Genomic DNA, 12,957 nt, shown 5'->3' on the forward strand with positions numbered 1-12,957 from the left:
AATGGTGCGGGTGTTCACTTCGCCGGCCGTGCGCTGGCTGGCCCTGCTGCTGCTGTGCGCGGCCTACCTGCAGGGCGGCCTGCAGAAGGCCTTCGACTTCCCCGGTGCCATTGCCGAAATTAACCACTTTGGCCTTGCGCCGGCCGCGCCGATGGCGGTGGGCATCGTCGTGCTGGAGCTGGGCGCCTCGGCACTCGTCCTCAGCGGCCGGCTGCGCTGGCTGGGCGCGCTAGCGCTGTCGGTCTTCACGCTGGCGGCCACCTTCATCGCATTGCGTTTCTGGACCATGGCGCCGCCCGAGCGCTTCATGGCCGCCAATGCATTTTTTGAACACCTGGGCCTGACCGGTGCTTTCCTACTGGTGGCTTGGCACGACCTCAACCAATCCACACCGTGAGCACACCTTCCAGCGGCGCCTTCGCCCCTCTGCGCCATGCTACCTTCGCAGTGCTGTGGGCCGCCACGGTGCTGGGCAACATCGGCAGTTTCATGCGCGACGTCGCCAGCTCCTGGCTGGTCACTGACTTTTCGGCCAGGCCCGACCGCGGTGGCCTAGACATGATGGCCGCTCAGTGAGAGCGTCAAGGGCTCGTCTCCAGATCCGTGGGTTACTCACCGAAGTGTGCCGAGCCACATACGGCTGGACGAGCCAGACGCAACTGAAGGAGACGAGCCATGGAAGAGCGTACCGAGTTTTTTGTCGGCCTGGACGTCCACAAGGACAGCATCAGTGTGGCGGCGTGCGAGGCGGGTCGAACCCCGGCGAGATTCGTCGGTGTTCTCGGACCGGACGTTCGGCAGTTAGCCAAGCTGCTGGCCCAGGCAGGCGACCCATCGCACATTCGCGTCGTCTACGAGGCCGGCCCGACCGGCTTCGGCTTGTATCGGGAGTTGTGCCGCCGGGGCTACCGGTGCGAGATCGTTGCGCCTTCGTTGATCCCCCAGCGTGCTGGCGACCGGATCAAGAACGACCGACGTGACTGCTGCCGACTGGCGGAGCTGTCGCGAGCTAGCGAACTCAAAGCGATCTGGGTTCCAGACGAGGCGCACGAGAGCATTCGGGATCTGTGCCGAGCTCGGGAAGACGCCGTACAGGCCAGGCTGCGGGCTCGCCAACAGCTCAAGTCGTTCATGCTGCGCCACGATCGGCGCTATCCCGGCAAGACATCGTGGACCAAGACCCATGAACGCTGGATCGCCGACCAGCGATTCGACCATGCTGGCGAAACACTGGCCATGGCGGAATACCTGCTGGCCGTGGAAGCGGCTCAGCAGCGGGTCGATCGCTTGACGACAGCACTGCTGCAAATCGTGCAGAGCTGGTGCTTCGCGCCGGTCGTCGCGGCGCTGCGCAGCTTGCGTGGTGTCGACAGCGTCACGGCGATCGGCCTGATCGCCGAGATCGGAGATTTCGAGCGCTTCGAGACCGCGCGTGACCTGATGGGCTATCTGGGCTTGGTGCCGTCGGAGCATTCAAGCGGCAACAGCGTGCGACGCGGCTCCATCACCAAGACCGGAAACGGCCACGCTCGGCGGCTGCTCGTGGAGGCAGCGTGGAACTACCGCTTTGCGGCTCGCATGAGCACGACGCTGCGCAATCGCAGCGCGGAGCTGCCAGCTGCGATTCGCGACCATGCCTGGAAGGCACAGATGAGGCTCAGCAGTCGGTTTGCCCAGTTGTCCTCGCGTGGCGTGCAGATAAATAAGGTCTGCGTTGCAGTCGCGCGCGAGCTGGCGGGATTCGTCTGGGCGATAGCGCGTCAGGCACAAGCCGCTGCGCCATTACGCAACGGCGCTTGATCGGTAGTGGCCCGAGGCGATGCGACACGGCATCCGACGGGAAGAACCCTCAGTCACACTACGACGGAAGGCCCTGGCAACCCGCGAAACTAGAGCGAGGCAGCTTCCACGGCGGATCCATGCACAGTGGTACCCAACCCACGGATATCAGTCTGATCCATCGTCGCAGCAGGCTTCGTGTCGCATCCCCTCGGGCCATTGCCATTCAAGCATCAACTAAACGCACAGGACTTGCGGAGAGCGGCCATATCAGATGTGAAGCTTCAATAGGTTGTATCCGGTGTTCATCCGGGTTGGGTTTGAGAGACTGGAAGTCGCCAAACACCCAATCCTCAAGGAAGCCAACCGGATGAACATCCATAAGCATGCCCGATTGACGTACGCACGTCGCCTGGAGATGGTTGAGCAGATGATCGAGCTGAGCTGGTCGGCCAGTGATGCGGCCGCTAAGCACGGGGTGACGCCTGTGACCGCACGCAAGTGGCTTGGGCGTTACCTGGCCGGGGGGCGAGGCAGCGCTGGCCGACGCGTCGTCGCGGCCCGCCCACTCGCCTCGTGCCATCGATCCGTCCAAGGCGCTGCTGATCGTGGAGCTGCGCCGGCGCCGCATGACCCAGGCGCGCATCGCCCTAAGCGTGGGCGTCTCCGCCAGCACCGTTAGCCGCGTGCTGGCTCGCGCGGGGTTGTCCAAGCTCAGCGATCTGGATCCGGTCGAGCCGGTGGTGCGCTACGAGCACGACCAGCCAGGCGACCTGCTGCACATCGACACCAAGAAGCTCGGACGCATCGAGCGACCCAGCCACCGCGTTACGGGCAACCGCCGCGACTCGGTCGACGGGGCCGGCTGGGAGATGCTGTTCGTGGCCGTGGATGACCACGCGCGCATTGCCTTCACGGCCATGCACCCGGACGAGAGGACGCCGCAGGCAGTGCAGTTCCTGCGTGATGCGGTGGCCTACTACGCCAGCCTGGGCATCACGGTGCGCCGCTTGCTGACCGACAACGGCTCGGCGTTCCGGTCCAAGGACTTCGCCGCCGCCTGCACTGCTCTGGGCATCACGCAGAAGTTCACCCGCGCGTACCGGCCCCAGACCAACGGCAAAGCCGAGCGCTTCATCCAGTCGGCGCTGCGCGAGTGGGCCTATGGATGGACCTACCAGAACTCCGACCAGCGCACGCAGGCGTTGGCCAGCTGGCAGCACCACTACAACTGGCACCGCCCTCACGCAGGTATCAGCGGCGCTTTTCCGATGTCCAAACTCACCAAATCAAGAAAGAACCTCTTGACGGTTCACACCTAGATCCAGACGGCAGCCACGCTGCCGGTGTTCTTGCTGGCCATCCCGGCGGTTGTGCTGTCCGACAGCCTCGACCGCCAGCGCTTCCTCATCTCCGTGCAGCTGGTGCTGGCGGCGGCACGCTGATGGTGTTATTGCAGACCGGCGAGTTGACGGTAAAGTGGCTGATCGCGCTTACCTTCATCGGCGGTATCGGCGCGGCGCTGATGGCGCCCACCTGGCAGGCCATCGTGCCCGAGCTGATGCCGCGCGCCGACCTGAAGGGCGCAGTGGCGCTCAACTCGCTGGGCATCAACATCGCCCGCTCGATCGGCCCGGCCGCGGGCGGCCTGCTGCTTGCCAGCTTCGGCGCCGGCGTGACCTACGGCGCTGATGTGGCCAGCTACGTGCAGGTGATCGGCGCGCTGCTGCGGTGGAAGCGGCCGGCCACGCCGGACACCGGCCTGTCGGAAACTTCCTTGGCGCCTTCCGCGCCGGGCTGCGCTACACCCGCGCCAGCCGCGAGCTGCATGTGGTGATGCTGCGCCCGGTAGTGTTTTTCCTGTTCGCCAGCGCGGTGTTGGCGCTGCTGCCGCTGGCGGCGCGCCAGCTGCTGCGCGGCACCGCCGGCTACTACGGCGTGCTGCTGGGCGCGGTGGGCGCGGGCGCCATCGGCGGGGCGCTACTGCTGCTGCGGCTGCGCACCCGGCTGGGCCTCGACGGGCTGGTGCTGCTGGCCTCCGGCCTGGCGGCCACGGTCATGCTGCTGCTGCTGCTGCTGCTGCTGCCACTGCTGCTGGTGCTGGTGCTGGTGCTGGTGCTGGTGCTGGTGCTGGTGCTGGTGCTGGTGCTGGTGCGGCAGCAGGCTGTGGCGGTGGGCCTGATGCTGCTGCTGGGTTTGGGCTGGATTGTGGCGCTCAGCCTCCCAGCCGGCGAGTTCATTTATCGAGTCACCGGTACAGCCACTGGCGCGGAGGGTGGGCTGTATACCCTGAGCTTGACTGCGCCGATTCCTGAACCATCGTCTTACGCGTTAATGCTGGGGGGCATTGCCGCTGTTGGACTCCTTGCATGGCGCCGTCGGCCTGATTGATAACACGAGGCCTCCGATTGACAGCGCCTAGCTGGCGAAGGCAGCCGCGAGCGCCCGTTTACTGGTGGCAGGCGTTGTTGTCCTGCGGGCAGTGGCATCGTTGACAAAGCGCAGGAGCTTGAGCCGCTGCGAAGCCAGGTAGTGCAGTGCCTTGCCCAGCAGGCTGGATAGGAGAACCGCCTGTAGGTTGGCCGCCAGCAGTGCCTAGATCTCGGTCAGCACCGGCACGCTGTGTCCGTTGCGGCGGCAGCCCAGGGCACCGCACGCGAGCCCCTTGCGTCTAATCTCGGCCTCGAACGGATTGGCGGCCCTGTGCCGTCCCCCCAGCATTCCGTCATTCTTTCGCCAACAGGCGGCTCCTGGCCTGCGCCTTCTTGCCGGGCTCGTTGAGCACCTGCAGTTTCGTCTCGTCGTCGCGGTAGTCAGTGGGTGCGGCCGGCAGTTGGACGCGCAGCAGTTAATCAACCGCCGAACGGGCGTGCCGATCTTCCGCCGCCGGCGGCCAGCGTGTTGCGACCAGTGGTGCCGCCCGAGCGTTTCAGCAGCGAGGCTAGGCGGTAGTGCCAATCTGAGCACCGTTGCCAGTACGTCGTATTCGTCAAAGGTTATAGCTCAGCGGCGTGGCTCGGAGGTACGGTCCCTGCGATCTGTTTCCATGATGCGCTGTACCGAGCGGTTGGAAACGTCGAAACCAGGTGTCCGCTGCATGAACGCAGCGAGATGGCGGGCCAGCGCACGGTCGCGCGGGTCATCTGAGCGTATTAGCGCCTGTCCGATGTGCGCCCAGGCTTGACGAGCCGCAAGCTGGGACGGTGCTATCCGGGCCGGCGGTCGTTTGGCGTCTCGCCGAAGCCGCTGTTGTGCCCGCGCCTGCCGCTGCCACAACGGTTCATCACGCCCGCGCACACCACGTGTCGGCGCACGTGTCGCCTCTGCGTCAATGCCCCATCCCCGCAGCTTCTCCGCGAAGGTCTGCCGCCAACGTTGCAGGTCGGCCTTGCGCGGGTTCAGCCGGCGCCCATGGTTTGACTCCGCCCGCACACTGAGGTGCACGTGAGGATTTGCCTGATGGTCGTGCAGCACCATGACGTACTTGTGATCTGCAAGCTCAGTCTGCGCAAACTCGCGCGCCGCCCGCAGCACGATGGACGGGTCCGTGCCGCGCGGCATGGACAGCATGACGTTGTAGGCCTCCCGGCGCTCCGTGTGCTCTGAAATGTGGGTCCCGCCCCAGCGCCACTCGTCGACCAGCAAACCAAGCTCCTCGCGGCCTCGCACTGACTCACCCCGGTCATCCTCCATCGGCAGCCGACCATGCTTGCTGATGTAGTGGAAGTGCGCCGTGATGGCCCGCATGCCCCTGCCCCCGCCAGTGACCTTGACCATCACTTGTGGCGCTCGGCGCTGCACCACCGCAGCAATGCGCTGGCGCAGCGCCGCGGCTCGCTCGGTTGGCGTGCCCCGCAGGTGCGGCGCCGAGTTGGCCACCCGTCGATTGCCGGGGTAGAACAGACGTTCGCCCCAGTGCAGCAGTGCTGTTTCCGTCGTTGAAGTCACATTGCGCTCCTAGCAAGGCGGCTGTGGGACGTGCGCTGCCCCGCCGCCCTGCCGACAGGTAGGCGCTTCGCCGTCGACGATGCGACTGACGCCAGAAGTGCTTGCAGGTCGCCGAGGATCTGCGCAATGGCCATTGCGTCTACCGCCTGAGCCTCGGTCCGACTCTGCAACGTCAGTCGTTGCAGGGCTCGACGGAGCGCCGCAAGCTCGGCGGAGACTGCCACCAACGCGGTGTGCTGAGCGTCCAGTTGCTCTGCAGTTGCAACGCCAGGACCACCGGCCGCCACCCGCCCAAGCCAGCGACCGGGCCGCTGGCCAGCAAGCGCAGCGGACGTCAGCACCGCCCTGACCTCTTCAGGACGCATGCGCAAGCACAAGCGCTGAGACTTCAGTCGCGCGATTGGCTGCTTTGGCTGGGTGGCCATCACTCTTCTCGGGCCCAACGCCGCAACAAGTGCCTGCCGCACGACCTGCGACGGCATCAGCCCATCGGATTCTGCGCGCGCGATCAGCGCTGCCTTCAGGCCCTGCAAATCGACCGTAATGCGGTCGCGAGGTGAGGTGTCCATCCGAGCCTCCCAGGACAAGCGCCAGCTTGTCCGACAAACGGCGCCACCGCGCCTATCCTGCACTAACCCTTGCCCTCATCTTCGGTGACTGCACAGGTCACATTCACGCTGGATGTCCGCCAGATCCAGCGGCCGAAACGCCTTAGAAGGCACTCAACATCGCTTCGCACCGTCCGACTCCCAGCGACAAGGCCTGAAACTGAGCCCCCGTAGGCAGCCAACCGCGACGATTGCCAAACGAAAGAGGAGCGAATGCGAGACGGAGCGCATACAAAAGCGGCACGCTACCGACACGAACCTGAGACGTTAGCGAACTGGTGACAAGACGAGTGCAGCACACCGTTTCGGGCTGCGCAGTGTCAGGACAAAGGAGTTTTCATGACACTAGAATTCAGCGAACTGCCGGGGCGACCCAACCGGAAGGCCCGCGGCTACCTCGACGACATCGCCAGGCTGCGCCAACGCGGCTACTCTTTGGAGGCAATCCGGCGCGCTCTAGCCAATGCGGGCATCACTGTCAGCAAGAGCACGGTGCACAGAGAGGCCAAGAAGGCACTGGCTCGTCTAGCGACGCCTGCGCAGTCGCGAGACGAACCGATCCCCAGCGTGGTGCAACCGCCATGCCGGAACACCCTGTCTGCACGCCCGGCAATCCGCGACACAGAGGATCAACAGCTCGTTCAACGCATGCTCGGCGCGCACTGCAATGGCAAAGAGTTCGCCGAAGCGTTCATGCGCAACCGCATCTCCAACCCACTGCTTCGGAGGCATCCATGAAAGTCGCTGTCATCAACTTCTCCGGCAATGTCGGCAAAACCACAGTGGCGCGCCACCTGCTCCTGCCCCGAATGCCAGGCGCCTCTTTGGTTGCCGTGGAGACCATCAACGACGACCAGGGAGATCATGCGTCGCTGCGAGGCAACCAGTTCGGTGATCTGCAGGACTACGTGCAGACGGTCGACAGTGTGGTGATCGACATCGGGGCCAGCAACGTCGAGCAGTTGCTGGCGTTAATGGAACGCTACACCGGCAGTCACGAAGACTTCGACTTCTTCATCGTGCCCACCGTGTCGGCGTTCAAGCAACAGCGGGACACAATCGCCACCTTGACGGAACTGCGGCGCCTTGGGGTCCCTTCGGACAAGCTGCGGGTGGTGTTCAACATGGTCGACAAAACCGAAGATTTCGATCGGGCGTTCGAGCCGGTGCTGGCGTTTGCCCGGCACAGCCGCATCGAGGGGGCCAATGGCGCTTGTCGCATTGGCCTCAATGAGGTGTACGAGCTGGTCAAGCAGTCACCGGTCGACCTGCATGTGCTGGCAGATGACGGCACCGACCACAAGGCGTTGATCGCGCAGGCCACCGACACTTCCGAGAAGCTGGTGCACGCCCGGCGGCTGGCAGCCCGGCGGCTCGCCCGCGGCGTGGTGCCCGAGCTGGACGCCTGCTTTGCGGCGTTGGGTCTTGTAGCGCCGTGCAGCGCCCCGGCACCCGCACCGGCGGCAGCATGATGAGCAGCCCGACGACCGTTCGCGAAGCGCTCGTCGCCGAGGCGATCGGCGATCTCCTGAGCGCCTTGGAAGCGACGCGTAGCTGTGTCGGTGACCTGCAAGCGAGTGCAAAGGCCGTGCAGGCCGCCGGCGTCCTGGTGGACACCGGCGTCAAAGACATGCGCAACGAGGTCAACGCCTTGGCGTGGGCTGCCCAGGTGGAGGTCATGCGCCGCGTCGCCTCCCGGACCGAGCAGTTGATGCGCGACACGCATGCGGCGCAGGTCAAAGCCCTGCAGACCTCGGCCAAGGAGATCCTCCACCGCGAGCTGAGCATGGCGATGCAGCGCGTCATCCAGGAAAGATGCCGTGCGCTGCATTTGAATCTGCTCAGGTCGTGGCAGCTGGCCGTCGTCGCGTTCTCCGTCGGCGGTACCGCAGGACTGGCAGGCGGTTGGTGGCTGTTCACCTTCAGCTGAGAAAAAGGGGCATTCGAAATGCCCCTTTCCCTCGTCAAGCCTTGAGCTTGCGCATCTCCTCGGCCAGCAGCCACAGGGCCCGGTTGAGGCTGACGTTGCGGTCGATACTGTTCACCGGCCGGGTGTGCAGACGCCTACCCTTGGCACCCCTCCCCGTCAGGCCACCGCGGATGACGTTTTCCTGAACTCGCTGGAAGGAATGCCAGAGGCTGTGGCCGACGTCCTGCGGCCGCCGTGCTTCTAGCAGTTGCTCGGCTGTGACTGGGGCGGCCGTGTGACCGCCGAAGTCGGCCACGGTGTTCTCGCCAAAGCGCAGCGCAAGCGCGGCGGTGGCAAACGCCCTTTCCTCCGCCGGTTGCAGGGGCAGCGCCTTCATGGCATCGGTGTGCTCCTCGACCGCCTGGAACTGGTCCAGAACGCGGAAGGCGCCTTCGATCACCCGGTCCTGCACCTGGCCCTTGTGCGGGATGCGCAGATCTTCCACCACGTCGCCGACCACCAGGCCGTTGGCACACGCGTATCGGAACAGCCCGGCGAGCATCTGGTACGCGCTGACGCCGTCATGGCTATTGATCAGGATGATTTCCTGCGCTTCGTCTCGCTGGTTCGGCTCGCCATGGCGCAGGCGGATCAGGTGCTTGGTGTAGTCGGCCTTGCCTTCGACACGGCTGGCACCCTGAGCAACCATCACCGGACGAAAGTTCTCCTTCTGCAGGCCGCGCAGCACCTCGATGGTGGGGATGTAGCTGTAGCGCTCCGACCGGCTGGCGTGTTTGCCGGGGGCGAAGATGGACGGGGCGACCTGCCGCATCTGGTCTTCGGCCAGGCCGCTGTCCTGGCGCAGCACGCGGGTGCCGTAGGCGAAGCGGGTGGTCAGCGTCGGGGTGGAGTGGATCGTTTGCATGGTGGTCTCCTTCAGCGGGTGGCCTGGGCCTGGTCCATCTCGGCGACGAACGCCTGGCGTTCGCGCCGGGCGTCGGCTTCGGCCTTGCTGTCAAGGAAGTCGATCTCCTCGGCGGTAAAGACAAAGGTGTGCACGGTGTGGCCGTCGGTGGCGACGTAGCTGTGGTTGTGCAGGTGGCCCACCACGTTGACGTGGCTGCCGCGGCCGAGGTACTTGGCGGCGTGTTCGGCCAGCGCACCCCACACCGTCCAGCGGATGGCCACCGGCGGGTCCTGCTTGTCCTTGCCCCGACGGCGCTGGCTGAGCGCGGTCAGGGTGGCACGGGCCCGGGGGCCGTCGGAGGTGGGAATGTGGTCGAGTTGCACCGGGCCGGCGAGGTGGGCGTGGCGCTGGATGATCTGGACGGGGGACATGGTGCGCTCCTTTGCGTGAAGGCATCGCTGGTCACCCGGGGTGAGTGGCTTTAAGAAGCTGATCCCTTCATTCGGACCTTCCTCGCTCCCGCCCACGGGCGGGCGGGGGTGGGGCACGGCCCCTTCCCGGCGGGAAGGGGTGGGGGATGGGCGAAGGCTTTACAGCAGCCGAAGCGGTGCGCCGGTCACCCGGCCCACCGTATGTAGATCCCCCCACAAGTCCCCCCTCGCTGCAGGATCGGGGGGACTTGTGGGGGGACCCGGTGGGCCGATCGGCGCGAGGGCTGCAACGGACAGAGGGTCCAAGCGCCTGCAGCCGATGTGACAGCTTGCCTGGCGCAGCGGCTGCACGCGGGAGGCACCCGCCCCATCCTTGAGCCCCGGCGGCGCCGCGGCCGGCGTGCCACCAAGCGCAGTGCAACGCAGCGACTGGCGCGACGGACGAGCCGGGGCGATCACATCCACCTCCGCGGCCCGGCTTCGGGCGTGGCGGGTGACTGGGGTGGCGTGCTGGCTGGCGCAGCCGGTCAGGACGACAAGCGGGCGGCGTTCCCGCGCAGCGGGAAGGCAACCAAAGCCCGCGATCCCCGGGCACGGGCAAGGGCCGCGTCGTAAGGACACCGGCAGAGCCGGCTGGTCGCGTTGGCTCAGCGTCTACGCGAGTAAGCAAACTAACACGCGCGCGACTCAGTGTCCTGTACCTGCATTGCCGGAATCCAGCTTGAGAGCGAGAGCAACCTCTGCGCGGCCTGCAAGACCGGACGTTCGCGGACGCTCACCGACCCCAAGCGGGCATCCGGCAGTCAGCCTCACAGGCAGCCGCGTAGCGTACGGGAAGCGCTGAAAAGCAGCTCTTCCCGCCGCACAGCTGAATTGGTCCGATTAAGCAAAGCTGTCAAAGTAAGAGAATAACCATACGGCGGTGGAGAAGGCGTCGAGTACCGTAGGTAAGGTTCTCACGGGCGCTGACGAGCGAGCGAGGCATCTCACAAGCCTTCCCAGTCTCTCCAAGCACGAGCAAAATGCTGCATCAACAGCTGAATGGCGGTGTCATGCTTGCTCTGCTTGTTCATTCAGATCGTCGACCGCACTTGGCCAGGGGGGCGAAGCTAGTGCCATTGGCGCGTTGGGAAGAGGCGCGTATACCGTTGCGTATGCTTCGCGACGAGGCGAGGGACTGCGGCCACGTGCCATTACCGTATGCGACCCTTGTGAAGGTGCCCGAAGACGCGCGCGTCGCGGTCATCATTGGGCGGCCTGAGCAGGCGCCGCCAGAATCCGAGTTTTTCAAGCTGGCCCACTTGCCCGGAGACAAGCGGCGAATCATTGACGACTTTTTTGCCAACGTCCGAAACTCGACCAACGTTGAACTGGGCGCAGGCTTCCTCGCACGACTTGTGCTCGGCGAGAAGCTCCCAGACCGCAGCGTCAAGTGGACAAAGGATCTTCGACTTCTCCTCGGGAACACGCGAAATGCCTCTATCAAACGCACGTAATCCGTCCGTCGACATTGCCGCCCTGGACTTTGGCGCGCTGGCGGCCGAACGGGAGCGTTCACTGCCGCAGGTGTTCCTCCGCACATCCAAGTTCGAGTTCCTGGGATCGCGTCAGTCGCGCAAGGTGGCGCTCCTTGGCAATCGAGGGGTCGGCAAGTCCGCGGCGTTGACGATGCTCGGCAATTTGGCCGAGAGCAATGGCAGCATCGTGCTGCGACTCAGTCCCGAAGACTATTCCTATGAGCAACTGAACAATCTGCTGGCCAAGGAGGCGACCGGGGCCTGGGCGAAGCAGGGCGCGTATACCGCCGCGTGGAAACACCTGCTCTATGTCTCTGCCATGAAGGCCGCCTTGGACAGACGGCCCGGCCTACGAACGGGTGCATCGATGCGCATTTACAACTTTGTGCGCGACAACTATAGCGGGCTGTCTGGCAATCCGATCGGTTCTCTGGTGTCCTTCCTCAAGCGTCTCGAGTCCGTAAAAATTGGCAAGCTTGAAGCCGCCGCGAAGACACGAGAGCTGCAGCGCCTGTACTCGCTGGAGGAGTTGAACAACCTACTCGCCGACCTCGAGGAGTTTTGCCGCGAACGTCCGGTGCTGATTCTCGTAGACGAGCTAGACAAGGGCTGGGATGCTTCCGAAGACGCGATCGCCTTCGTAGCCGGCCTGTTCCAGGCCGGCTCCGCGGTCTCGCAGCGGACGCCTAGCGTCAGAGTCGTCATGACTCTGCGCAGGGAGTTATTTGAGAACATCCCTTCACTGAATGACGATGCGCAGAAGCTGCGAGATGCCGTCGAGATGCTTGACTGGTCCTCGAAGGAACTACTCGCGATGATCGCTAAGCGCATCCGCTTTTCCCTTCAGCTCGCGCCCGACACGATGGATCAGATCGCCTGGGACACCGTCATGCCGAAGTCGATCTGGGGCGCACCGTCGTTCGAATCTATTCTCGACCTGACGCTGTGGCGGCCGCGAGAACTTATCCACGTTTGTAGCCTAGTGCTCGAGGTTGCCCGCAACGCGGAGCGCTCGCTGCCCTTCTCGGAAAACGACATCGATGAGGCCGTCGCCCAGTACGCGCGGGAGCGATCGTCCGACCTAGTGGCGGAGTACCGCTTCCAGTATCCGGGGCTGATGAGCCTAATCGAGACGTTTCGCAACGGCAAGACGATCCTCACGCGGGACGAGCTGGAGTACCACTGCCTACTTCTGTGCGCCGGCGACCTGAAGGTGGACGCCGACGCGCGCTGGTGCCTAGACAAGCAGCCCACGGAGCTCATCAACATTCTATGGCGCATCGGCTTCCTACGCGCGCAGCTACCGTCAGCAAATCCGGAGCATCCCTTTATCGGGGTCTTCCAGGCCCGGTCCGCAAACATCAACAACTCGGCGAGGTTTCGGTTACATGAGGTATTTGAACGGTACCTCGGTACGCAGCCAATCTGAAATCGGTCACTGTCCAGGTCGAAGCGGATCTCTGCCAAGGCTGCAATAGCCACGAGCTCGCTGGTCAGCAGAGCCATTTCGACCATAGGTTGGATCCGTTAAGCGATATCGACGGCCCATGGAGGGCTGGACCCTTCGTCGGTCGTGGAGTGGTCGGCCTCCCAACGGTCATACGTAGTCGACCGCTCTTGGCCGAAAGCGCTCTGTCAACGTCCGCTTCGCGGACACCTGCCCGAGGGTAAGGCGGCGCTGCCAGTCCGTCGCAATCCTGGCAGCGGACTGTCGCTGCACGGCGGCGGGCTATGGCCCCCGTCGGACGCACACTTTCAAGGTGACTGCAGGCCTGCCCTCCCCTCGGCAAGCCACAGCCGTGTCCGCGAAGCGGACGGTCAACGCACCGTTTCGACCCTGAGAAGACATCCGCCTCCC

Annotated in this window: 11 protein-coding genes and 3 pseudogenes; 10 read left to right on the plus strand and 4 right to left on the minus strand. The window is 64.7% G+C overall.

Annotation, left to right across the window (positions count from 1 at the left end):
* Position 1: 1 nt before the first annotated feature.
* The 5 genes and pseudogenes from LRS14_RS24045 to LRS14_RS24065 all read left to right on the plus strand — a co-directional run.
* A complete protein-coding gene (locus LRS14_RS24045) occupies positions 2-397 on the plus strand; it encodes a DoxX family protein (protein WP_257802214.1) in 396 nt (131 codons plus the stop codon).
* A pseudogene (locus tag LRS14_RS24050) lies at positions 367-570 on the plus strand (MFS transporter); the annotation flags it as partial. The gene LRS14_RS24045 and the pseudogene LRS14_RS24050, both read left to right, overlap by 31 nt.
* Positions 571-675: 105 nt before the next feature.
* A complete protein-coding gene (locus LRS14_RS24055) occupies positions 676-1,800 on the plus strand; it encodes an IS110 family transposase (protein WP_257801413.1) in 1,125 nt (374 codons plus the stop codon).
* Positions 1,801-2,149: 349 nt separating this feature from the next.
* A pseudogene (locus LRS14_RS24060) lies at positions 2,150-3,101 on the plus strand (IS481 family transposase).
* Positions 3,102-4,161, plus strand: a pseudogene (locus LRS14_RS24065) (MFS transporter); the annotation flags it as partial.
* Positions 4,162-4,782: 621 nt separating this feature from the next.
* On the opposite strand, the gene LRS14_RS24075 reads toward LRS14_RS24065, so the two are convergent.
* Together LRS14_RS24075 and LRS14_RS24080 are read right to left on the minus strand one after the other, a co-directional pair.
* Positions 4,783-5,727, minus strand: coding sequence for a relaxase/mobilization nuclease domain-containing protein (locus LRS14_RS24075; protein WP_257801414.1), 945 nt, complete (start codon positions 5,725-5,727; stop codon positions 4,783-4,785).
* Positions 5,724-6,296: a hypothetical protein gene (locus LRS14_RS24080; RefSeq protein ID WP_257801415.1), complete on the minus strand. Its 573-nt coding sequence runs from the start codon at positions 6,294-6,296 to the stop codon at positions 5,724-5,726. The genes LRS14_RS24075 and LRS14_RS24080 overlap by 4 nt, the downstream gene beginning before the upstream one ends.
* A 378-nt stretch (positions 6,297-6,674) precedes the next feature.
* On the opposite strand from LRS14_RS24080, the gene LRS14_RS24085 reads away from it, so the two are divergent.
* From LRS14_RS24085 to LRS14_RS24095, 3 genes are read left to right on the plus strand one after another with little or no spacing between them, the layout of a single operon-like run.
* Positions 6,675-7,073 carry a hypothetical protein gene (locus tag LRS14_RS24085; RefSeq protein WP_257801416.1) on the plus strand — a complete coding sequence of 133 codons (399 nt, stop codon included), beginning with the start codon at positions 6,675-6,677 and terminating at the stop codon, positions 7,071-7,073.
* Positions 7,070-7,807, plus strand: coding sequence for a StbB family protein (gene stbB / locus LRS14_RS24090; protein WP_257801417.1), 738 nt, complete (start codon positions 7,070-7,072; stop codon positions 7,805-7,807). The genes LRS14_RS24085 and stbB overlap by 4 nt, the downstream gene beginning before the upstream one ends.
* On the plus strand, positions 7,807-8,265 hold the full coding sequence (locus LRS14_RS24095) for a hypothetical protein (protein ID WP_257801418.1): 459 nt from the start codon (positions 7,807-7,809) through the stop codon (positions 8,263-8,265). The genes stbB and LRS14_RS24095 overlap by 1 nt, the downstream gene beginning before the upstream one ends.
* Before the next feature lie 34 nt (positions 8,266-8,299).
* Here the strand turns inward: LRS14_RS24095 and LRS14_RS24100 are convergent, their stop codons facing one another.
* Entirely contained in the window at positions 8,300-9,169 is an 870-nt protein-coding gene (locus LRS14_RS24100; protein WP_257801419.1) for a DUF932 domain-containing protein, read from the minus strand.
* 11 nt (positions 9,170-9,180) lie between these two features.
* Positions 9,181-9,582, minus strand: a complete 402-nt coding sequence (locus tag LRS14_RS24105; RefSeq protein WP_257801420.1) for a single-stranded DNA-binding protein — start codon at positions 9,580-9,582, stop codon at positions 9,181-9,183.
* A 1,211-nt stretch (positions 9,583-10,793) separates the two neighbouring features.
* On the opposite strand from LRS14_RS24105, the gene LRS14_RS24110 reads away from it, so the two are divergent.
* A complete protein-coding gene (locus LRS14_RS24110; protein WP_257801421.1) occupies positions 10,794-11,078 on the plus strand; it encodes a hypothetical protein in 285 nt (94 codons plus the stop codon).
* Entirely contained in the window at positions 11,056-12,528 is a 1,473-nt protein-coding gene (locus LRS14_RS24115; RefSeq protein ID WP_257801422.1) for a P-loop ATPase, Sll1717 family, read from the plus strand. Before LRS14_RS24110 ends, LRS14_RS24115 begins: the two co-directional genes overlap by 23 nt.
* The last annotated feature ends 429 nt before the right edge of the window (positions 12,529-12,957 follow it).

The sequence above is a fragment of the Aquincola sp. J276 genome, assembly GCF_024700035.1.
Lineage (GTDB): Bacteria > Pseudomonadota > Gammaproteobacteria > Burkholderiales > Burkholderiaceae_C > Aquincola > Aquincola tertiaricarbonis.